The organism is Streptomyces rimosus subsp. rimosus (genome assembly GCF_000720725.1).
Taxonomy (GTDB): Bacteria; Actinomycetota; Actinomycetes; order Streptomycetales; family Streptomycetaceae; genus Streptomyces; species Streptomyces rimosus_A.
In genome coordinates, this window is the sequence record NZ_JOCQ01000002.1 from 173,658 (window position 1) to 195,764 (window position 22,107).

The 22,107-nt window shown below is 73.5% G+C and carries 17 protein-coding genes and 1 pseudogene; 13 read left to right on the forward strand and 5 right to left on the reverse strand.

The window, feature by feature from the left end:
- Positions 1 to 1,011 (reverse strand): Rv2578c family radical SAM protein, encoded by a 1,011-nt coding sequence (locus IH45_RS0101760; RefSeq protein WP_030660115.1) that lies wholly within the window; start codon positions 1,009 to 1,011, stop codon positions 1 to 3.
- Between the two features lie 331 nt (positions 1,012 to 1,342).
- Between IH45_RS0101760 and IH45_RS0101765 the strand changes: the two genes are divergently transcribed.
- Together IH45_RS0101765 and IH45_RS0101770 are read left to right on the forward strand one after the other, a co-directional pair.
- Positions 1,343 to 1,789, forward strand: coding sequence for an SRPBCC family protein (locus tag IH45_RS0101765; RefSeq protein WP_030660117.1), 447 nt, complete (start codon positions 1,343 to 1,345; stop codon positions 1,787 to 1,789).
- Positions 1,790 to 2,047: 258 nt separating this feature from the next.
- Entirely contained in the window at positions 2,048 to 4,627 is a 2,580-nt protein-coding gene (locus IH45_RS0101770) for an MFS transporter (RefSeq protein ID WP_030660119.1), read from the forward strand.
- A 91-nt stretch (positions 4,628 to 4,718) separates the two neighbouring features.
- Here the strand turns inward: IH45_RS0101770 and IH45_RS0101775 are convergent, their stop codons facing one another.
- Both IH45_RS0101775 and IH45_RS0101780 read right to left on the reverse strand, forming a co-directional pair.
- Complete coding sequence (locus tag IH45_RS0101775; RefSeq protein ID WP_030660121.1) at positions 4,719 to 5,564, reverse strand: carbohydrate-binding protein; 846 nt, start codon at positions 5,562 to 5,564, stop codon at positions 4,719 to 4,721.
- A 125-nt stretch (positions 5,565 to 5,689) separates the two neighbouring features.
- Positions 5,690 to 6,643, reverse strand: a complete 954-nt coding sequence (locus tag IH45_RS0101780) for a helix-turn-helix domain-containing protein (protein ID WP_030660123.1) — start codon at positions 6,641 to 6,643, stop codon at positions 5,690 to 5,692.
- Between the two features lie 373 nt (positions 6,644 to 7,016).
- Between IH45_RS0101780 and IH45_RS0101785 the strand changes: the two genes are divergently transcribed.
- The 11 genes and pseudogenes from IH45_RS0101785 to IH45_RS0101830 all read left to right on the forward strand — a co-directional run bounded on the left by IH45_RS0101785 (position 7,017) and on the right by IH45_RS0101830 (position 20,489).
- Positions 7,017 to 9,542 carry an ATP-binding SpoIIE family protein phosphatase gene (locus IH45_RS0101785; protein WP_032916600.1) on the forward strand — a complete coding sequence of 842 codons (2,526 nt, stop codon included), beginning with the start codon at positions 7,017 to 7,019 and terminating at the stop codon, positions 9,540 to 9,542.
- A gap of 53 nt (positions 9,543 to 9,595) precedes the next feature.
- The gene (locus IH45_RS0101790) at positions 9,596 to 10,318 is read left to right on the forward strand and encodes a class I SAM-dependent methyltransferase (protein WP_030660127.1); all 723 of its coding nucleotides are present in this window, start codon (positions 9,596 to 9,598) and stop codon (positions 10,316 to 10,318) included.
- A 196-nt stretch (positions 10,319 to 10,514) separates the two neighbouring features.
- A complete protein-coding gene (locus tag IH45_RS0101795; protein ID WP_030660129.1) occupies positions 10,515 to 11,123 on the forward strand; it encodes a hypothetical protein in 609 nt (202 codons plus the stop codon).
- A 203-nt stretch (positions 11,124 to 11,326) separates the two neighbouring features.
- A complete protein-coding gene (locus tag IH45_RS0101800; protein WP_030660131.1) occupies positions 11,327 to 12,160 on the forward strand; it encodes a M55 family metallopeptidase in 834 nt (277 codons plus the stop codon).
- Positions 12,153 to 13,517, forward strand: a complete 1,365-nt coding sequence (locus tag IH45_RS0101805) for a M20/M25/M40 family metallo-hydrolase (RefSeq protein ID WP_199810604.1) — start codon at positions 12,153 to 12,155, stop codon at positions 13,515 to 13,517. Before IH45_RS0101800 ends, IH45_RS0101805 begins: the two co-directional genes overlap by 8 nt.
- A gap of 72 nt (positions 13,518 to 13,589) precedes the next feature.
- Entirely contained in the window at positions 13,590 to 15,581 is a 1,992-nt protein-coding gene (locus tag IH45_RS0101810) for a prolyl oligopeptidase family serine peptidase (protein ID WP_030660135.1), read from the forward strand.
- Positions 15,578 to 16,543, forward strand: coding sequence for a S66 peptidase family protein (locus IH45_RS0101815; RefSeq protein WP_030660137.1), 966 nt, complete (start codon positions 15,578 to 15,580; stop codon positions 16,541 to 16,543). Before IH45_RS0101810 ends, IH45_RS0101815 begins: the two co-directional genes overlap by 4 nt.
- Positions 16,544 to 16,917: 374 nt before the next feature.
- On the forward strand, positions 16,918 to 18,810 hold the full coding sequence (locus IH45_RS0101820; protein WP_078897121.1) for a CocE/NonD family hydrolase: 1,893 nt from the start codon (positions 16,918 to 16,920) through the stop codon (positions 18,808 to 18,810).
- A gap of 37 nt (positions 18,811 to 18,847) precedes the next feature.
- Positions 18,848 to 19,366, forward strand: a pseudogene (locus tag IH45_RS1000000147665) (transposase).
- Between the two features lie 106 nt (positions 19,367 to 19,472).
- Positions 19,473 to 19,820 carry a hypothetical protein gene (locus tag IH45_RS0101825; RefSeq protein WP_030660140.1) on the forward strand — a complete coding sequence of 116 codons (348 nt, stop codon included), beginning with the start codon at positions 19,473 to 19,475 and terminating at the stop codon, positions 19,818 to 19,820.
- A 30-nt stretch (positions 19,821 to 19,850) separates the two neighbouring features.
- Positions 19,851 to 20,489, forward strand: coding sequence for a TetR/AcrR family transcriptional regulator (locus IH45_RS0101830; RefSeq protein ID WP_030660142.1), 639 nt, complete (start codon positions 19,851 to 19,853; stop codon positions 20,487 to 20,489).
- Between the two features lie 85 nt (positions 20,490 to 20,574).
- Here IH45_RS0101830 and IH45_RS0101835 read toward each other — a convergent pair whose 3' ends face one another.
- Positions 20,575 to 20,769 (reverse strand): ferredoxin, encoded by a 195-nt coding sequence (locus IH45_RS0101835; protein WP_030660144.1) that lies wholly within the window; start codon positions 20,767 to 20,769, stop codon positions 20,575 to 20,577.
- A gap of 48 nt (positions 20,770 to 20,817) precedes the next feature.
- On the reverse strand, positions 20,818 to 22,005 hold the full coding sequence (locus tag IH45_RS0101840; RefSeq protein WP_030660146.1) for a cytochrome P450: 1,188 nt from the start codon (positions 22,003 to 22,005) through the stop codon (positions 20,818 to 20,820).
- Between the last annotated feature and the right edge of the window lie 102 nt (positions 22,006 to 22,107).

A 22,107-nucleotide genomic window follows, 5' to 3' on the forward strand; every position in this document is an offset into this window, starting at 1 on the left:
TCACAGCAGTGCGAGCTGCGTGTGCTCGGGGGTGGAGTCAAGCGCCGGCCGGCTGATGCGCCGCGCCTCCCCGGAGCGGGCCGGGCCGATGCCGTACTCGGCCGCCAGCTCGTGTACCTGGCGTGTGATCCGGCGCTGGTACCACTTGGGGGCGTACGCGCCGTCCGCGTACATCCGCTCGTAGCGGCGTACGAGATGGGGGTGGTGCCGGGCCAGCCAGGACATGAACCACTCGCGGGCGCCGGGGCGCAGGTGCAGGACGAGCGGGGTCACGGAGGTGGCGCCGGCGGCGGCGATGGCGCGTACGGTCGCGCGTAGTTGGGCGGGGGAGTCGCCGAGGAAGGGAATCACCGGGGCCATCAGCACTCCGGCCGGAATGCCGTTGCGGGCCAGGGTGCGTACGACGTCCAGGCGGCGCTCCGGGGAGGGGGTGCCGGGTTCGACGGTGCGCCACAGCTCCCGGTCGACGAAGCCGACCGAGACGGAGACGCCCACGTCGGTGACCGCGGCGGCCTGCCGCAGCAGGTCGAGATCGCGCAGGATCAGCGTGCCCTTCGTGAGGATGGAGAAGGGGTTGGCACGGTCGCGCAAGGCCGTGAGGATGCCGGGCATGAGCTGGTAGCGGCCCTCGGCGCGCTGGTAGCAGTCGACGTTGGTGCCCATGGCTATGTGCTCGCCGCGCCAGCGGGGCGCGGCCAGCTCGCGCCGCAGCAGCTCGGGCGCGTTGACCTTCACCACGATCTGGGAGTCGAAGCCCAGCCCGGTGTCGAGGTCGAGGTAGCTGTGGGTCTTGCGGGCGAAGCAGTACACGCAGGCGTGGGAGCAGCCCCGGTACGGGTTCACCGTCCGTTCGAACGGCATGCGGGAGGCGCCGGGCACCTGGTTGATGATCGAGCGGGCGTGTACCTCGTGGAAGGTGATCCCCCGGAATTCGGGGGTGTCGACCGTACGGCTGACGACGTCCGTGCCGAAGAGGGCGGCGGACTGCTCGCCCAGATTCTCCCAGCGCATCGCGCTTCCTCCTGAGTCCCTCGGCCCCCCGGCGGCGTTCCCTCGGCTGCGTCCCGGCGCTCCGGCTCCCCGCCGGGCACTGTCCGCGGGGCCCGGTGGCCCCGCCGTTCGAGATAATAGAACAATTGTTCCCCTGTCGTCTGTCAAACCGCGCCCCGGCGCGTCGCGGGGCCGTACGCCCGTCCGTACGGCAGTCGCGCGCCCGCCTGTGCGACGGCCGGGCGTCCGCGGGCCCGTGCCACGCCTAAGGTGGTGTTCCCGCGGCGCGGCACGGCGCCGGTACGGCCCGCGGGCCGCGGGAACAGCAGACGAGCACCGGAGGAAGAGACACATGGGCCAGGTCGAGGCCACCACGCAGCGCGAGATCGCGGCGGACCCGGAGGACGTGTTCGACGCGCTCGCCGACTACAGCGGTACCCGCCGCAAGCTGCTGCCCGAGCACTTCAGCGAGTACGAGGTGCGCGAGGGCGGCGACGGCAAGGGCACCCTCGTCCACTGGAAGCTCCAGGCCACGAGCAAGCGGGTGCGCGACTGCCTGCTGGAGGTCGACGAGCCGACCGACGGGCAGCTGGTGGAGAAGGACCGCAATTCCTCCATGGTGACGACCTGGGTGGTCACCCCGGCGGGCGAGGGCCGCGCCAAGGTCGTCGTCACCACGACCTGGCAGGGCGCCGGCGGCATCGGCGGCTTCTTCGAGCGGACGTTCGCGCCGAAGGGGCTGGGCCGCATCTACGACGCGGTGCTCGCCAACCTCGCCGCGGAGACGGAGAAGAAGTAGCGGACCCCACGCCGCCGCGGCTCCTCCGGGGGCCGCGGCATGCTCACCGGTTCGGGTGGTTTCCGTTGGCCCGCCGTCCGTGCCGGAACGTACCGCCACCCTCCGGGAAACCCCTGATGGGCGCCCGACGGAAGCGCCCGGAACCGCAGTTGGGGCCGGTGCCGCCCGCTGCCGCCCCCGCCCGCCGCGCTTGAACGCCCTCGTCGCCCGGTGCAAGAAAAGGAACGGCGGCGCAGGCGTGAGCGAGGGGAGCAGTACGTGGGCGGTACCACCCTGATCGAACAGGGGCGATGGGAGGGGGCACCGGACCCGCATCCGGCCTGGCCGGACGGTGACGGCCGATCCCCGGACGCCCGACGGAGGCCGGGGCTTCCCGTCGCCCTGCCCCTGGCCCTGCTGCCCGCGGCCCTCGGCCCGACGGCCGCCGTCACCGCGCTCCCGGAGATCGCCGGCGAGCTGCGCGGCCCGGAGCCCGTGTCCTGGCTGCTGACCGCGTTCCTCTTCGCCGCGGCGGCCGGCCTGCCCCTGCACGGCAAGTTCGGCGACGTCATCGGCCGCCGGGCCGCCCTCGTCCTCGCCGCCCTCCTGTTCACCGCGGGCTCGGTGCTGGCCGGCCGGGCGCACACGCTGGGCGAACTGACCGCCTTCCGTGCCCTCCAGGGCGCCGGGGCCGGGGGACTGGTGGTCGGCGTCCAGGCGGTCCTCGCGGGGCTGGTTCCGCCGGGGGTGCGCGGCCGGGCCCTGGGCGTGACGGGCGCCGTCTGCGGACTCGTCGGCGCGGCCGGGCCGTTGCTCGGCGGCTACCTCACCGACCACGCCTCCTGGCGCTGGTGCTTCTTCTCGGGCGTGCCGTTCGGCGTCCTCGCGCTGCTCGTGACCGCGTTCGTACCGAGGCTACCGCGTCCCGCCGTACGGCCGAAGACGGATCTGACGGGTGTGCTGCTGCTGGCCGCGTGCGCCACCTGTCTCGTGCTGCTGGTCAGTTGGGGCGGTACGGAACACGCCTGGACCTCGCGGACGGTCCTCGGGCTCGCGCTGGGCGCGCTCGGCACCGCCCTGCTCTTCGTCGCCGTCGAGTACTTCGCCGCCGATCCGCTGCTGCCGCTGCACCTCTTCCGGGACGCGGTGTTCGCCGTGACGGGGCTGGTCGGCGCGGCCCTGGGCGCCGCGCTCTTCGGGATCGCGGGCTACCTGCCGACCTTCCTGCCGGTCATCGAGGGCGCGTCGCCCACCCGGTCCGGGCTGCTGATGCTGCCGCTGACGGCGGGCGTCGTGCTCGGCGCGGCCCTGAGCGGGCACCTCGTCCGCCGTACCGGCCGGAACCGGGTGTTCCCGGTCCTGGGCTGCGGGCTGGCGGGCGGGGCGATGTGGCTGCTGTGCCGGGTACCGCAGGACGCCGGGCGGCCGGTGCACAGCCTCGGAACGGGCGTGCTGGGCCTGGGCGTCGGCTGTGTGCTGCCTGCGCTCGTCCTGGCCGTACGCAACTCCGTACGGCGCGCCGGGCCCGCCCCCGCGCCCGGCACCACCCTGCGGCGGCTCGGCGGCAGTGTCGCCGCGGGCCTGTTCGTCACCTTCCTCGCCGACCGGCTGGCCGCGCACCTCGCCCACCGCCCGGCCGGGACCGGCCGGCCCGCCGAGCCGGAGGCGCTGGTCCCGGGGCTGATGAGCGCGGTGCCCGCGGCGCTGCACGACAGTCCGGCCGCGGCCTACGCGCACACCGTGCCGCGCGTCTTCCTCTACCTTCTGCCGGTGCTCCTCCTGGGCCTGCTGCTCGCCGTCTTCCGGAAAGAGACCCCTTTGGTGTCCCACACCTCGCACGTCCCACCGGCCCCGCACGCCCCGCTTCCGCCGCCCGCCGGGCCGCGGGAGGTGGCCCCGATCCCGCAGGCGCGTACGGAGGCGGTCGTCCCCCGCACGTCGGACCACCTGGAAGCGGACCCGGACTCGGGCCCAAATCCGGTTCCGGATCCGGGCTCGACGCCGTACGCCTCGGCCGCGGCCCCATCTGTAACAGTCGCATCATCCGTACCAAGGCCCCCGTCCGCCCCCAACGACCCCTCCGCCCCCGGCATCCCGGTCTCCGGCATCCCGGTCTCCGGCACGGTCCGGCACCGTGACGGCAGCACGGTGCCCCGCGCCGCCCTCACGCTCATCGACACCGGCGGGCGCCAGGTGGGGCGCGGTGCGACCGGCGACGACGGCCGGTACGCGCTCAGCACGCCGGGCTCCGGGCCGTACGTGCTCATCGCGGCGGCGGGCGGGCACCGGCCGCAGGCGGTCGCGGTCACGGTCGGCGAGCGGCCGGTCGGCCTGGACGTGGTGCTCGGCGGGGCCGGGCGGCTGGCCGGGACGGTGACCACCGCCGACGGCATTCCCGTACGCGATGCCACGGTCACGCTGACGGACGCGCGCGGCGAGGTCGTCGCGACCGCCCGCAGCGGGCGCGAGGGCGGTTACGTCCTCACGGAGCTGGTCGCCGGTGACTACACGCTCGCCGCCGGCGCCCCCGGCTACCGCCCCGTCGCCCTGCCGGTCACCGCCCAGGCGGCCCGGGAGACCCGGCAGGACATCGAGCTGGCGGGCGGCGCGGTACTGCGCGGCACCGTCCGGGCCGGTGACGGGCGCCCCGTCGGGGACGCCCGGGTCACGCTGCTGGACGCGGCCGGCAACGTGGTGGACACCGCGACCACCGGCCCGGACGGGTTGTTCCGCTTCGTCGACCTGTCGGCGGGCGAGTACACCGTCATCGCAGCGGGCTATCCGCCGGTGGCGACCGTACTCCAGGTCACGGGCGGCGGCCGTACCGAGCGCGATCTCCAGCTCGGACACGGGGACTGACCGTCGCCCGCCCCGGACCGGTGCCGGTCACGCGAAACCGGCACCGGCCCGACCGGCCCCGGTATGCGGGCCGGTCACCGGACGTCCCGGATCAGGTGCGGCGCCACAGCGCCGGGACGGCCGGCGGCTCCCATCCGTCGCGCGCGGTGTGCGGCTGCAGGCACGTGTACGCGGCGCCGTCGTACGTGACCTGGTCGCCGGTGCGGTAGTCGGTCCCGGCGGCCCAGGTGCCGCCGGGCGCGGTCGGCTGCCCCGTGGGGGACGGGGTGGACCCGCCCCGCACCCGCAGCACGAAGTCGAACGTCGCCTCCTTGGCCGGCCCGTTCTGCCGCACGTTCATCAGCAGCGCAGGGTTGAAGAGCGGGTCGGTGTTGTTGCGCGGCTCGCCGGGGAAGTAGAGCTGCGTGGTGAGGATCGGCTGGTTCGGGGCCTGCACCTTCACGTGCAGGTGCCGGGTGCGGCCCGGGTAGAGGCCCGGGACGATCGTGCTGAGCTTGAACGCGCCGCGCTGGTCGGTGAACTGGTGCCCGCGGAAACGGAAGCCGACGTTGTCGTAGTCACCGTTGACGTCCGCCTGCCACCAGTCCAGCAGGACGTGGGACAGCGGCTGGCAGGTCAGCCCGAAGACGAAGCCGCTCACGGTGAGCCGGGTGCCCTGCGTGCCGGGCTGGACCAGCGAGTCGCGCAGCGGCGAGTTCGGCTTGAAGTACGGGCCCTCGATCTGCGGCGGCGTCGGGTCGTCGCCGTCGTCGCAGTACGGGGTGGGGGTGAGCGGACCGTCGGAGGGCTTGCTGTCCCGGGCGAGCGCGACGCCGCCGAGCAGCAGGGGTATCGGCACCGCCGCGACCGCGGCCCTGAGCACATTCTTGCGGCTGATGCCTCTGCGCGCGCCGTCGTCCTGCGTGGTCTCCGTGCTGTCCGTGCGTTCGTCTTCCATGGCATCGCTCCTGTGAGCAGGGGGAGGGGGAAGCGGGCAGGGCGGAGCCCGGTACGGGGAGGAAGGAGCCGGGACGCGCCAGGCCCGGGCCGCCGTTGCCGGCTGACCGGCGGCCGCGACAGACGCTATTCGGGCCGGGGGCGGCCTTCGATGGACTCGGCGCGGAGGTCATGGTGAATTCCTCCGGCGGCGCCCGTGGCGCGGCGGAAGTCGCCGGGGCTCAGGCCCGTCTCCCTGCGGAAGAAGCGGCAGAAGTACGCGGGGTCGGCGAAGCCCACCCGGCGGGCCACCTGAGCCACCGTCAGGCGGGAACCGGACAGCAGCCGCTTGGCCTCCACGGTCTGCGCGTGCCGGATCAGACGGCCCGGAGTACGGCCGGTACTGCGCTTGACCAGTTCGGTCAGATGGCCTACGGAGACGCCCAGTTCGTCGGCGTAGGACCGTACGGAGCGGCCGGCGGAGCCCGGTTGGGCCAGTAACCGGGTGAACTCCCGGGAGACCAGGGCGGCCCGGCCCGACACGGAGCCCGCACGCCGTACGCCGGACGGGCCCGCCGCGCCGCCGGGGCTGGCCGTACCGTACGGGCCCGGCGCGCCGTACGGGGCGGACAGGCGCAGCGCGCGGGCGATCAGGATGTGCAACTGCGCCTGGAGCACCGACCGGAACGACGGGGCCCGCTCGCCGTACTCCCGCAGCATCTCCCGCACCAGGTCACCCATCCGCGCCGCGTCGTCCGGGCCGGGCCGCATCCACGGGCGCTCGCCCAGCTCCGTGAGCGCGTCCCGGTCGCCGGGGTGTGCCAGCAGGAAGTCGTCGGTGAACAGGATCACCCAGCCGCGCAGGCCGGTGACGTGGTCCCAGTAATGCACCTGGCCGGGGGTGATGAAGCACAGGTGGGGAGGGCGCAGCGGCCACCGGTCCTCGTCCAGGACGTGGCTGCCGGTGCCGCCCGTCACGTACACGATCTCGTGGAAGGAGTGCCGGTGCGGGAAACCGGCCCGGGAGAGGGGGCCGATGGTGTCGAAGGAGCCGATGGCGAACGGCAGGAGGTGCGGGGCGGGAACGTCGAGGCGGTGCAGCGGCACCGGCCCTTCGGCCTGGTCGTTGCCGCCACGCGGGGCGAAGACGTCCGGTGCGGGGCCGGCCTGCCGCCCGGCCCGGGGGGCGGCGGTCCGGCGGGCCCCCGCGGTCACCTGTTCGGTCCGTCTGGGCACGCCCTCACCATACGGGCGCCCGCAAGCCCCCAACCGGGGCCGCTCGTTCCGGTTCCGGCGGGCCGGACACCGGGGTGGCGGAGGGGCGGTGGCGCCGCCCGGGGCGACCGATCGGCTTGCGCCATGGTCGTTCGCGCGGGGCGCACCACCTATTCGGTGAATGCGGCCCGCGCTGTCGCCCCGCGGTCGTACCGTGGTAACGGTGGTGCAAGATCGGTGTACGAAGGAGCAACCGCCCATGGAGCGTGGCCCGTCGCACGGCGACGACAGGGTGGGCGCGGTGCCTCAGGTGCCGGCGCCACGGGACCCCGTGCCCGGCCGGATACCGCTCGCCGTCGTGGTGGTGGACGCCGACGGACTGGTCTCCCACTGGAGCACGGGCGCACGCAGGCTCTTCGGACCCGCCCGCGAGGAAGCGGTGGGCACCCACGCCGTCGACCTGATGCCGGTCTCCGGCGCGCTCGGGGAAGAGGAGTGGTCGGCGCGCGACTGGGACGAGGAGGACGGCGAGCGGCTCGACGGGCCCGACCTGGAGGCCTCGCTCGGCGGCCGGGCCGCCTATCCCACCGCGGGCCGCGCCCGCATGGCGGACGTGCAGCGCGGCACGGTCGACATCCTGTGGTGGGCGTACCCCCTGGTGGGCCCCGGCGAGGAGCGGCTGCTCGTGCTCGCCGCGGACGCCGACCAACTGCACCGCCACACCGGCACGGACCCCGGCGACACCACCGAGGAGGAGGAGCGCTTCGCGCCCGGCTTCGCCCTGCACACCGACTTCCCGGGCTCGGAGGTGCTGGCCGCCCAACTGCCGCAGATACTGCCGAGCATGAGCCCGCAGGAGAGCGCCCGGATCGTCTCCCAGGTGCTGGAACTGGGCTACCCGGTGCTGGAGATCAGCCAGCAGGAGCGCTTCCCGGTCACCCCGGACTGGGGCGTGCCGCGCCGGGTGGAGCGCCGGGCCCGGCTGCTGCGCGCCGCGGACACCGCCCAGGACGAGCGGACCGCCGCCGAGGCCAAGGCGGAGCTGGAATCCGACCTCGAATACGCCGCCGTCCGCGAGCGGCTGGAGTTCCTGAACGAGGTCAGCGGCCGGATCGGCTCCTCCCTGGACCTGGCCCACACGATCCAGGAGGTCAGCGAGGCCGTCGTACCGCGCTTCACCGATGTCGCCGGCACCTACCTGCGCGAACAGGTCGTCGCGGGCGAGGGCTTCCCCGACGGCCCGCCGGACGCCACGACCATGTGGCACCGCGTCGCGGTGGAGCACAACGACGAGCCGGGCCGGTGGGACGATGTCGTACCGGTCGGCGAGTCGATGCCGTTCCCCGTGCACACGCCGTTCTTCCAGTGCATGACCACCGGCGAGCCGGTGCTGATCCCGCGGATCAGCGAGGAACTGGGCAACGCCATCGCCGCGCAGTTCGAGAAGCGCGACATCAGCCCGCTGATCAACCGCCGCTCGCTGCTGGTGGTGCCGCTCAAGGCGCGCAACGTCGTCCTGGGCTTCATGATCCTGCTGCGCCACCCGGAGCGCATGGAGTTCAACGACATGGACCGGGTCACCGGCGCCGAACTGGCCGCCCGCGCCGGCCTCGTCCTGGACAACGCCCGCATGTACACGTATCAGGAGAACGTCGCCGAGACGCTCCAGGACAGCATGCTCCCGCACATCGCCCCGCGCATGGCGGGCTGCGACACGGCCACCCGCTATCTGCCCGGCACCCGCCTCGGCCGGGTCGGCGGCGACTGGTTCGACACCATCAAGCTGCCCGGCTCGCGCACCGCCCTCGTCGTCGGCGACGTGATGGGCCACGGCCTGAACTCGGCCGCGATGATGGGCCAGCTCCGTACGGCCGTGCAGACCATGGCCGCCATCGACATGCACCCGGCGCAGCTGCTGCGCAGCCTGGACGACCTCGCCCAGCGCCTCGGCGACAACTACCTCGCCACCTGCCTCTACGCGGTCTACGACCCGATCGGCCAGCAGGTGATGATCGCCAACGCCGGGCACATCCCGCCCGTCCTGGTGCGGGCCGCGGACGGCCGCAGCGAGCTGCTGGACCTGCCGACCGGCGCGCCCATCGGCGTCGGCGGCGTGCCGTTCGAGGCGGTCACGCTCCCGGTCGCGGCCGGGGACCGGCTGGTGCTGTGCACGGACGGCCTGGTGGAGGTGCGGGGCGAGGACATAGGCGTCGGCCTGGCGGCGCTCGCCGAGTCCGCCGCCCACCCGGCCGCCTCCATGGACGACGCCTGCGACGCCATCATCCGCGCGCTGAACGTCCGCGGCGGCCGCAAGGACGATGTCGCCCTGCTGATGGCGCGGCTCAACGGTATCGCCCAGGAGGACGTGGCCGAGTGGCGGCTGACCATCGACGCGCGCGAGGCGGGCCGCGCCCGCCGCCTGGTCCGCGCCCAGCTCGCCCGGTGGGGTTTGCAGGCGGCGTCGGAGACCGCCGAGCTGCTGGTCAGCGAGGTCGTCACGAACGCGGTACGGCACGCCCACACCCGGCATGTGCTGCTGCGTCTGGTCCGTACGGAAGCCCTGCTGTGCGAGGTGTCCGACGACGACCACGCCCTGCCGCAGATGCTGAGCGCGGCGGACGACGACGAGTTCGGCCGCGGGCTGCGGGTGGTCAGCAGGCTCGCGCGGGAGTGGGGCACGAGCCGGACGGCGACCGGCAAGACGGTGTGGTTCGAGCAGAATCTGCCCCGTACGGACAGCACCTGGCCGCGCGACGGCCGGAAAACGGGCTCGAACATCGCGTGAAGGAACGGTCGGCGGGCCTTGCGGCGGACCGGACGTGGCAGTAGCTATGAGCCATGACCGGTTCGAGCCAGTATCTGCGCGCATGGGAAGGCTTCTGGCGCGACGCGCCGGCGGGTGAGGGCGAGGTGTTCTGGGACTCCGATCCGTCCCTGACGGCCGAGCTGCACCTGCCGCTGTTCGCCGGCCACTTCGACGCCGCGCTGCCCGTTGTCGACCTGGGCTGCGGCAACGGCACCCAGACCCGCTTCCTGGCCGGGCGCTGCCCGCGCGCGATCGGCGTCGACCTCTCGGCGGCGGCCGTCGCGCACGCCCGCGCCGCCGACCCGTCCGGGGTGGCCGAATACCGGTGCCTGGACGCGTCCGACCCGGCGGCCGTACGGGCGCTGCACGCCGAACTGGGCGAGGTGAACGTCTACATGCGCGGCGTCCTGCACCAGTGCGCGCCCGAGGACCGGCCCCGGATCGTGGCGAACATCGCGACCCTGCTGGGGCGGCACGGCCGCATCTTCGCGGTCGAGCCGGCCGAGGCGTCCCGGGAAGTCTTCGCGTCGCTGGCGCAGTGCCCCGAGGGCCCGCCCGGCAAGCTGCGGGCCGTCCTCGCGCACGGCATCGCGCCCGGTGAGATGGCCGACTCGGTCGTTCCCGAGCTGCTGGCGGCCTACGGGCTGCGGGTGATCGGCACCGGCCGGCTGCCGCTGACGACGACCGAGTACCGTGCGGACGGCTCCCGTATTGAGATCCCGACGAACTGGCTGGTGGCGGGCGCGGCGGACTGACCGGGCCGGGACCGCGGGGGCCGGGTCCGCCCGCGCGTCGGCCGCCGGTACGGCCGCGCTTCCCCCGTACGGCGGAGGCGTCCCGGCCCGTGGGGTGATGCGGGGCGCGTGGGGCGGGCGGCACGGTGGTGCACGGCCGGGTGATCCGGCCGCCGGTGGGCGGGTCCCACCGGGCGCACCGTCCTCAGGAGGATCCATGCCGCGCGTCCGCCGTCCATTCGTCGCCGTAACCACGGCCCTCGCCGTCTGCGCCGGAACCGCGCTGACCCTCGGGGCGGCGGCCCCGGCCGGGGCCGCCCCGGAAACGGCGCCCCGGGCCGGGACCGGCGTCCGGACCGCCTCGCACACCACCGACGAACCGTCGCTCACCGGCGCGGGCAAGCTCCAGCGGCGCCCTGGCGACGACGTGCACTTCGCTTTCAACGCGCACGGTTTTGCCGACAAGGCGAGCGGCACGTTCTACGTCAGCCACCACATGGACAAGAAGTGGGGCGGGTATTTCAAGGGGCGTATCGACTGCCTGCTGACGGGCGGCCCGGTCGCGGTGGCCACCGGTGTGGTCACCGAGGTGAAGTTCACCGGCGCACCGGGCTATCCCGAACTCGGCGACATCAAGGGCAAGCGCTTCGGCTTCACCGTGCTGGACGACGGCAGGAAGGACCGGCTCGGCTACAGCTGGGCCATCGACGGCCTGCCGCAGAACAGCGTCGGGAAGTGCGAGAGCAGCGCGCCCTTCGAAACCTTGGCGAAGGGCGACTTCCGGGTCCGGCACTGGCTGCCGCCCAGGCAGACGGCCCGGGACTGACCCGCGGCCGGGTACCGGGCCGCCACGGGGGTGTGGCCCGGCACCCGGCCCGGTGCCTGCCGGTCACCCCGGCCCGCGGCCCGGACGGCTTGGCGTCGCCCCTGGTTATGGTGGGAATCCTGCCCGGTGAGGTACGCGACGGCGCGGCCCCCGGGCCGGTGCCGGAGCGGACCGCCTCCTAGCTGCGATGGGACGGGTGCATGGTGAAAATCCTCATTTCCGCCGACATGGAGGGCGCCACCGGAGTGACCTGGCCGGACGACGTCCTGCCGGGCCACGCCCAGTGGCAGCGCTTCCGGCCGGTGTTCACCGGTGACGTCAACGCGGCGATCGCCGGGTTCTTCGACGGCGGCGCCGACGAGGTCCTGGTCAACGAGGCCCACTGGTCGATGCGCAACCTGCTGCTGGAAAAGCTGGACGAGCGCGCGCAGCTGCTCACCGGCAAGCACAAGGCGCTGAGCATGGTGGAGGGCGTCCAGTACGGCGACGTGGACGGAATCGCGTTCGTCGGCTACCACGCCGGCGCCGGTACGGAAGGCGTGCTGGCCCACACCTACCTCGCCAACTCCCTGACGGGCGTGTGGGTGAACGGCACGCGGGCCAGCGAGGGCCACCTCAACTCCCTGGTGGTGGCCGAATACGGCGTGCCGGTGGTGCTGGTGACCGGCGACGACCGGGCCTGCGACGATGCCGCCGGATACGCGCCCGACGCGCGGGCCGTGGCCGTCAAGGACTACGTCTCGCGCTACGCCGCCGTGTGCCGCCCGCCGGCCCGTACGGCGGCCGACATCCGTGCGGCGGCCCGGGAGGCCGCGGCGCTCGCGGTGCGCACCGAGCCCGTACGCGGCGGCCCGTACACGGTGGAGATGGAGTTCGACGCCGAGCACCTGGTGGGCCAGGCGACCTGCGTGCCGGGTGTCGAGCGGAGCGCTGAGCGACGCGTCGCGTATACCAGCGAGAACATGTACGAGGCGATTCGCTGCTTCAAGACGGTCACCACCGTCGTGTCGTCGGCGGTGGAGGAAGCGTATGGGTGACAGCGCGGACGGCATGGCGGAGCCCGCCGGGGACGCGGTGGACGGACAGGCCCTCGACGAGGTCGTACGGTTCACGTCCGACCTGATCCGCATCGACACCACCAACCGCGGCGGCGGCGACTGCCGGGAGCGCCCGGCCGCCGAGTACGTCGCGGAGCGGCTCGCGGAGGCCGGTCTGGACCCGGTGCTGCTGGAACGCACCCCGGGCCGTACGAACGTGGTCGCGCGCGTCGAGGGCACCGACCCGGGCGCCGCGGCCCTGCTCGTGCACGGGCACCTGGACGTGGTGCCCGCCGAGCCCGCCGACTGGTCCCGGCACCCGTTCTCCGGCGAGGTCGAGGACGGCATCGTGTGGGGCCGGGGCGCCGTGGACATGAAGAACATGGACGCGATGGTGCTCGCGACCGTACGGCAGTGGGCGCGCGGCGGCATCCGCCCCAGGCGCGACCTGGTGCTGGCCTTCACCGCCGACGAGGAGGCCAGCGCCATCGACGGCGCGGGCTTCCTCGCCGACCACCACCCCGGCCTGTTCGAGGGCTGCACGGAAGGCATCAGCGAGTCCGGCGCCTTCACCTTCCACGCGGGCGGCGGCATGCGGCTGTACCCGGTCGCGGCGGGCGAGCGCGGCACGGCCTGGCTGAAACTGACCGCCGAGGGCCGGGCCGGGCACGGCTCCAAGGTCAACCGCGCCAACGCCGTCAGCCGGCTCGCGGGGGCGGTGGCCCGCATCGGCGAGCACCGCTGGCCGGTACGCCTGACCGACACCGTACGCGCCGCGCTCACCGAACTGGCCGCCCTGCACGGCATCGAGGCCCGCCTGGACGCCCCGGACTTCGACGTGGACACGCTGCTCAGCAAGCTCGGCCCGTCGGCCGCGCTCGTCGAGCCGACGGTCCGCAACAGCGCCAACCCGACGATGCTGGAGGCCGGTTACAAGGTCAACGTCATCCCGGGCAACGCCGTCGCCCACGTGGACGGGCGGGTGGTCCCCGGCGGCGAGGCGGAGTTCCGCACCACCATGGACCGGCTCACCGGACCCGACGTCACCTGGGCGTACGACCATGGGGAGGTCGCCCTCCAGGCCCCGGTCGACTCGCCCGCGTACGGGGCGATGCGGGCCGCGATCGAACGCTTCGACCCGGACGGCCATGTGGTCCCGTACTGCATGTCCGGCGGCACGGACGCCAAGCAGTTCTCCCGGCTGGGCATCACCGGCTACGGCTTCTCGCCGCTCAAGCTGCCGGAAGGTTTCGACTACCAGGCGCTGTTCCACGGGGTGGACGAATGCGTTCCCGTGGAGGCACTGCACTTCGGGGTGCGGGTACTGGATCACTTCCTAAGGTCGGTCGAAGGGTGATACGTAACGGTTGATGCCCGGCCGCGCGTACGACAGGCTTGGCGGCTCCGACGACTGAGGAGGAACGCCACGATGGTGACCACGGCCCCCTACGGTGCCTGGCCGTCCCCGATCGACGCCCGGCTGGTCGCCGAGCACGACGGCCGGCCCGAGTACGTCGGCGTGGTGGGGGCCGAGGTGTGGTGGACCGAGGCCCGCCCGGCGGAGGGCGGCCGGCGCGCGCTCGTCCGCAGGCGGCCCGACGGCGCGGAAGCCACCGTGCTGCCCGCGCCCTGGAACGTCCGCAGCCGCGTCATGGAGTACGGCGGCCAGCCCTGGGCCGGCGCGGTGGACGCGGACGGACGCACGGTCGTGGTCTTCTGCGACTTCGCCGACCAGCGGCTGTACGCGTACCTGCCGGACGGCGACGACGCGCCCCGCCCGCTCACCCCCGTCTCGGCCGTCGGCGGCGGGCTGCGCTGGGCCGACCCGGTGCTGCGCCTGGACCGCGGCGAGGTGTGGTGCGTCCTGGAGGAGTTCACCGGCCCCCGGCCGACCGACCTGCGCCGGGTGATCGCCGCGGTGCCGCTGGACGGCTCGGCGGCCGGCGACCGCACGGCGGTACGGGAACTGAGCGACGACCGGCACCGCTTCGTCACCGGCCCGCGGATCGCGCCGGACGGGCGGCGGGCCGCGTGGATCGCCTGGGACCACCCGCGGATGCCGTGGGAGGGCACGGTCGTGCTGCTCGCCGACATCACCGGTGACGGCGCCTTCACGGGCGTACGGGAGATCGCCGGCGGTACCGAGGAGTCCGTACCGCAGATCGAGTGGGACGCGGACGGCACGCTGCTGTACGTCTCCGACGCCGACGGCTGGTGGGAGCTGCGCCGTATCGACCCGGACGCGGACGGGGCCCCGGGCACGCGGCTGTGCCGGCCCCGGCAGGAGGAGTTCGGCGGCCCGCTGTGGCAGCTCGGGGTGCGCTGGTTCCGGCCGCTGGACGGCGGCACCATCGCGGTGCTGCACGGCCGCGGCGCCCTCACGCTCGGCGTCCTCGACCCGGTCAGCGGCGAACTGGTGGACGCGGCCGGGCCGTGGACGGAGTGGGCGTCCACCCTGGCCGTGCACGGCAGCCGGGTGGTCGGCGTCGCCGCGAGCCCGCGCAGCGCGTTCGAGCTCGTGGAACTGGACACCTGCACGGGCCGGGCCCGGGTGCTCGCGGCCCGGCACACCGACGCGGTGGACCCGGCCTGCTACCCCGAGCCGCAGATCCGCACCTTCACCGGCCCGGACGGCCGCGAGGTGCACGCCCACATCCACCCGCCGCACAACCCCGGCCACCGGGCCCCCGACGGCGAACTGCCGCCCTACGTCGTATGGGCGCACGGCGGCCCCACCGGCCGCACCCCGCTCGTCCTGAACCTGGAGATCGCCTACTTCACCTCCCGCGGCATCGGCGTCGCCGAGGTCAACTACGGCGGCTCCACCGGCTACGGACGCGCCTACCGCGAGCGGCTGCGCGGACAGTGGGGCGTGGTGGACGTCGAGGACTGCGCCGCCGTCGCCCGGGCACTGGCCGACGAGGGCACCGCCGACCGGCACCGGCTGGCGATCCGCGGCGGCAGCGCGGGCGGCTGGACGGCCGCGGCCTCGCTGGTGACGACGGACGTGTACGCCTGCGCCTCGATCAGCTACCCGGTCCTCGACCTGGTGGGCTGGATCGAGGACGGCACCCACGACTTCGAGTCGCAGTACCTGGAGAGCCTGATCGGCCCGCACGCCGAGGTGCCCGAGCGCTACCGCGAGCGCTCCCCGCTGCGGCACGCGCACCGGATCACCGCGCCGTTCCTGCTCCTCCAGGGCCTCGACGACGCCGTCTGCCCGCCGGGTCAGTGCGAACCCTTCCTCGCGGAGGTCGGCCGGCACGGCGTACCGCACGCCTACCTGGCCTTCGAGGGCGAGGGTCACGGATTCCGCCGCGCGGAGACCATCATCCGCGCCGTGGAAGCGGAACTGTCGCTGTACCTCCAGGTGTTCGGCATCGACCGGGCGGACGTTCCGGTGCTGGAGCTGACGAAGTGACGGACGCCGGCCCCGTGCGCGCCGCGGACCGCCCCCGGCGGTTGCTGCCCGGCGACCAGGTGCGCATCGTCGCGCCGAGCGGCCCGGTCGCGCCGGAGCGGCTGGACGCCGGGGCCGACCTGCTGCGCGGCTGGGACCTCGACCCGGTCGAGGCGCCCCACGTACGCGGCCGGCACGCCACCTTGCCGTACCTGGCGGGCACGGACGAGGAGCGCGCCCGCGACCTCCAGGAGGCGCTGTGCGATCCGGACGTCGCGGCGGTGTTCGCCGCGCGCGGGGGCTACGGCGCGCAGCGCGTGGCCGACCTGCTGGACTGGGCGGCGATACGGGCCGCCTTCCGCGCGCACGGCCCCAAACTCCTGGTGGGCTTCAGCGATGTGACCTCCCTCCACGAGGCGTTCGCGGTACGCGCCGGGGTGGCGACGCTGCACGGCCCGGCCGTCGCGGGCGAGGTGTTCCTCAAGGACGAGCCGACCCGCGAGCACCTGCGGCGCACGCTCTTCGACCCCGGATCGGCGCGAGTCGTCACCTCGCCGACCGCCCGGCCGCTGGTGCCCGGCCGGGCGAGCGGCGTCACCCTGGGCGGCTGCCTGTCCCTGCTCGCCGCCGACCTCGGCACCCCGCACACCCGCGCGGGCGCCGCGGGCGGCCTCCTCCTGCTGGAGGACGTGGGCGAGCCCCCGTACCGCGTGGACCGCGCGCTGACCCAGCTGCTGCGCGCCGGGTGGCTGGACGGCGTGGCGGGCGTCGTCCTCGGCTCGTGGGCCCGCTGCGGCCCGTACGAGGACCTGCGCGCGGTGCTGCTGGACCGCCTCGGGCCGCTCGGCGTGCCGGTGGTGGAGGAGTTCGGCTTCGGGCACGGCGACTCGGCGCTGACGCTGCCGCTGGGGATACGGGCCGAGCTGGACGCGGCGGCCGGGACGCTGACGTACGACGTACCGGCACTGCGCGAGCGGGCCTGAGGACGGGTGTTCCCGAGGCCGGGTGTTCCCGAGGCCGGCGCGACCTGAGGACGGGCACCTCTGAGGACGGGCACCTCTGAGGACGGGCACCTCTGAGGACGGGCACCTCTGAGGGCGGGCACCCTGAGGAAGGGCGCGCCACCCGGACGAGCGATCCGGTCCTCCGCGGCCGGTTCCGCGCCGCTCTCGAACGGGTGGTCCGGCGGGCCGGGATCCGGCCGTCCGGGTAGCCCATCGAGTGGTTCGGGCAGGGCCTTCCGGATGGACCCGGCACGGCCAGGGGACAATCCGCGTTGACACCTCTGTTACCTGTGTCACACCATGAGCCGGCCGTTGCCGACCGCTTGGTGCGGCGTGCCCTTGTGGAGGTCTGCGTGCCCAGCGTGTCCAGAGCCCTGCCCGGTGCCGCGTCCCGGCCCGTCCGGCGCGCGGCGCGCACCCGCTCCGCGCGGCTGCCCCTCACCGCCTCCGTGTGCCTCGCCGCGTGCGCCGTCCTCCTCGGGCCGGTCACCGCCGCCGGGCCGGCCGGCGCGGCGGGCCCCCGGCACCCCGGTTACGCCGTCACCGCCCTGAAGCTGCCGGTACGGGCCGGCGGCCGGAACTGCACACTGGACGCCGACCTCTACCGCCCCACCGGGGTGGACGCCGCGCACCCGGCGCCCGCCGTCCTGACCACCAACGGTTTCGGCGGCAGCAAGTCGGACGGCTCCACCGACGCCATCGCCCGCGCCTTCGCCTCCCGCGGCTATGTGGCGCTGGCCTACTCCGGCCTCGGCTTCGGCCGGACCGGCTGCCCGATCTCCCTCGACGACCCGCGGATCGACGGGCGGGCGGCGAGCCAGATCCTGGACTTCCTCGCCGGGCGGCGGGCGGCGAAGAACGGCACCCGCGTCGACTTCGTCACCAAGGACGGCCCGCGCGACCCGCGGGTGGGGATGTTCGGCGGCTCGTACGGCGGCGCCATCCAGCTGGCCACCGCGTCCGCGGACGACCGGCTGGACGCCCTGGTCCCGCTGATCACCTGGCACGACCTCAGATACGCGCTGGCGCCGAACAACGCCGACCGCATGTCCGGCGTCGAGGGGCCGGAGCCGGGCGCGTACAAGCACCAGTGGACCAACGGCTTCTACCTCATCGGCGAGGCCCAGGGCCTGCTGCACCCGCGTCTGGACCCGTCCCGGGGCGGCGGCGCGGGCTGTGTGCACTTCGTCGCGCGGGCGTGCGAGCTGAAGAAGCTGCTGAACTCCGGCCGCTATCCGTCCGCCCCCACGGCAGCCGTCCTCGACTACGCGCGCAGCCTCTCCCCGGCCTCCTACCTCGCGACGGTCCGTACGCCCACCCTGCTCGTCCAGGGGCAGGCGGACACCCTCTTCAACCTCAACGAAGCCGCCGCGACGTTCGAGACCCTGCGGGCCCAGGGCACCGAAACCGCCATGATCTGGCAGTCCTGGGGCCACAGCGGCGGCATGACCGACCCCGCGCCCGGCGAACTCGACCTGGGCAAGGGGAACTTCGAGACCAGTTATGTCGGCCGTCGGACCCTCGCCTGGTTCAGCCGCTATCTGCGCCAGGAGTGGGGCACCGACACCGGCCCGGCCTTCGCGTACTACCGCGACTGGGCGGGCCGGGGCCCTGCCTACGCCACCTCGCAGGTCTACCCCGTCGGCGTCCCGCGGCGGCTGTTCCTGTCCGGCGACGGCAAACTCGTGGGCGACCCCGGGGAAGTGGTCGCCGGCAGCCGCCACTACCGCAACTGGCGGGTCGCCTCCAGCCATTCGGAAAGCTCGCTGGCCGCCCTGATGAAGCTGCCGAACCCCAAGCCGTACGACACCCGGGGCACCTACCTGGACTGGACGTCCGAGCCGGTGCGCGGGCGGCCCGTGGACGTGGTCGGCGCGCCCCGGGCCACCCTGCGCGTCCATTCCCCCGACGCCGAGCGGACCCGGCACTCCGACGACGCGGCCGACCGGCTGCTGCTCTTCCTCAAGCTCTTCGACGTCGCGCCGAACGGCGGCCAGGTCCTCGTGCACCGTCTGGTGGCCCCCGTCCGGGTGCCCGACGTCACCCGGGAGTTCACCGTCGACCTGCCCGCGATCGTGCACCGCTTCGCGCCGGGACACCGGCTGCGGCTGGTCATGGCCGCCAGCGACACCGCGTACTTCGGCAACCGGGGCACCAAGCAGGTGACCGTACGCAGCTCACGCACGCAGACCGGCACGCTGGACCTGCCGGTGGTGGGGGACGCGCTGGAGGGGCTGGACGACTAGGGCGTGTCTCTTGGACGGGCTGGTCAGTTGATCGGTCGTGTCTGTCCGGTTAGTGATCACTGATGCGATGCGGGGCCGGATCGAGCCGTTGATGCCGGCCGACCCGGTCCGTGGACGACGATGGGCCGACCACCGACGTACCCTGGAGGCCATTGCGTGGAAGTACCGCACCTGTTCGCCCTGGCGAGACCTGCCCGGCGAGCTAGGGTCTTTTCAGACCGCTCACAAGCGCCTGATCAGGTGGACCGTGGACGGAACATGGGAACGCATCCTCGCGGCGGTCCTTACTGCGGCGGATGACGGTGGCCAGTGACAGCCGGGCTCGCCCTCTGAGTGTCCACGCCACCGCCGGTCAGGCTGGCGACGTGCCCGCCACCGCTCGACGGCATTGCGCTCCTTGTATTTGCCGGGGTCCAAGCCCGGCGGGCGGCCTCCAGCGCGGTGCATCGCCCGACTCGAGCAGTGGCGCGGCCTCGCCCTACGGACGGACGAACTCGCCATCGCCTGCCAGGCCGCACTGCACGTCGCCGCCATCCTCATCTGGGCCCGCAGATGACCGAAAAGTAGGACCCAGCGTTGACATCGACCATGCGGTCCATACTATTGGCCGCATGGTCAATAGTGTGGATGCCCAAGCACGCGCACCCCATCGACTCGGTGCCGTGAGCGCACTGGTGTGGGGCTACGTCGCAGCCATGGTCGCAACCGTCGTGGCGCTGGCGCTGCTGGCATCCAGGGCCCCGGGGCAGGCGACGGAGGAGGCATGGGGGCACGCCCTGATCGTCATGCTCTTCGCAGTCCTCCTTCTGGTGCGACTCCGGTCGGCTCGGTCGGGCAGTGCCAGGGCAGTACGGGCACTCGGCATCATCGCTGCGGCGCTGCTCGTCGTGAACCTGGTGGAAGCCGCCCTGCCGGACGTCTTCCCCGAGTGGATGCGGGTCGAGATGGTGGCGATCGCTCTCTGGATGGCGGCACTACTCATCCTGGTCCGCCGTTCGGCACGCCGCTGACCGGCGCACCGACCCGCTAGAAATGATGCTGTGAACACGCCCCACTCAGAGCCTCGCCCACGCACCCGTCAGCGCCTCAGCGAGGAAGTACGTCGGACACAAATCATCGAGGCCACCATCGCGGTGGTCGCCGAACTCGGCTACGAGAGTGCCTCTTTGGCCCGAATCGCCGAGCGGGCGGAGGTCTCCAAGGGCCTGGTCTCGCACTATTTCACGGACAAGGAACACCTGATGGAAACGGCCGCCCGGGCCACCCTGGCGACCACGAGACAGACCATTGCAGACTCTCTCGTCTTGACCGACCCGGTCCCCCAGGTCATCCGCGCCGCGATTCGCCGTGCGGCCGGTCTGAGTGCAACGCACCAGGCCGAGCTGACCGCGATGCGGCAGATCAGCACCAACCTGCGTAAGGCCGACGGCACCCCGCGGCTCGGCCTCACCGACTACGAGCAGACCTACCAAGGCCAGGAAGCCCTGTTCCGGCGCGGTCAGGAAGAGGGCACACTACGCGACTTCGACACCCGGGTCATGGCGGTCACCTACCAGGGAGCCATCGACACGATGCTCACCTATCTCCACGGCCATCCCGAGGCCGACGTCCACCACTACGCGGACGCCCTCGCCGACCTCATCGTCGCAGCGATCAGCCTCCCTCAAACGGCCGCTTGACACTCTCTGGCCATCCGGACCCGACCGAAGAGGCGCGCTCCAGGGCAGCCCGGGCCCGGCGCCGCCGGGCCCGGACGCCGGACCGTCAGGAGTCGGTGACGGTGATCGCCTGCACCGGACAGGCGCGGGCCGCCTCCCGTACGAGCGGGTCGCCGGCGCCGTCCTCGCGGCCGGGCAGCAGGGCGCTGAAACCGTCGTCGTCCTGGGTGAACACCCCGGGCGCGGTCAGTACGCACTGGCCGGAACCGATGCACACGGACGTATCGATGTCGATCTTCATGGCGGCTCTCCTCCGTTGGTCGCTCCAGGGCGCGGGCGGCTTGCATCCCTACCAGGTGACGGGCAGTTCGACCAGGCCCTGGAGGGTGTGGCCGGGCTTGACGGGGACCTCGGCGGCGGGCACCGCCAGCCGCAGGCCGGGGAAGCGGGCGAAGAGCGCCCCGAAGGCGATCTCCATCTCCGCGCGGGCCAGGTTCTGGCCCAGGCACTGGTGGATGCCGAAGCCGAAGGCGACGTGGTGGCGGGCGGAGCGCTCCCAGTCCAGGGTGTCCGGCGAGGCGTAGGCGGCGCCGTCCCGGTTGACGACCGAGGTGGAGAAGATCACGCCGTCGTCCGCCCGGATCGTCTCGCCGCCGATCTCGATGTCCGCGGTCGCCACCCGCATCATGCCGTCGGCGATGGACAGGAACCGCAGCAGTTCCTCGACCGCGGCCGGGAGGAGCGACGGGTCGGCACGCAGGGCGGCGAACTGCTCGGGGTGTTCCAGCAGTGTGAAGGTGCCCAGAGAGAGCATGTTGGAGGTGGTCTCGTGGCCGGCCACCAGCAGCAGCATGGCCATGCGGACCAGTTCCCGGTGGCTCAGCTCGCCGGGGTCCAGCCGCTCGGCGATCAGCTCGTCCAGCAGGCCGTCACCCGGCTCCGCGCGCTTGCGGGCCACCAGGCCGGTGAAGTACTCCTCCAGCTCGTCCCAGGCCTCGGAGACCTCCTGCGGGTCGACGCTCTGCAGGAGCGTACGGGACAGGCTCTCGAACAGTTCGTGCTCCGCGTACGGGACGCCGAGGAGCGCGCAGATCACCATGGACGGTACGGGCAGCGCGAACGCGGACACCAGCTCGGCGGGCGGGCCCTGCTCCTCCATGGCGTCCAGCAGCCGGTCGACGGTCTCCTGGATGCGCGGGCGCAGCGCGGCGGCGCGTTTGATGCTGAAGCTCGGTATCAGCATCCGGCGCTGTGTGTTGTGTTCGGGGTCGTCGACGCCCAGCAGCGGGGTGCGTATCTTGCGCAGCGTCTCGAAGCGCGGGGCGGGGGAGGGGAACGCCGGGTTCTGCCGGTCGGAGGACAGCCGCGGGTCGGTGAGCAGCGCCCGTGTCTCGGCGTGCCCGGTCACCACCCAGACGGGGCGTCCGTCGTAGAGCGTCGCGCGGGACAGGGGACGGGTGTCGCGCAGGGGCTGGTAGCCGGTGGGCGGGTCGTAGGGACAGGTGCGGTCCTGCGGGAAGGGCAGCGCCTCGGTCATGGGACCTCCAGGTGGCAAGGCTGCGTGGCGGTGCGGCCGTCGGACTCCTGCGACCAGGTTGGCGGACGGGGGGTCGGGCGGAGATAAGGGCTGGGGGAGGGG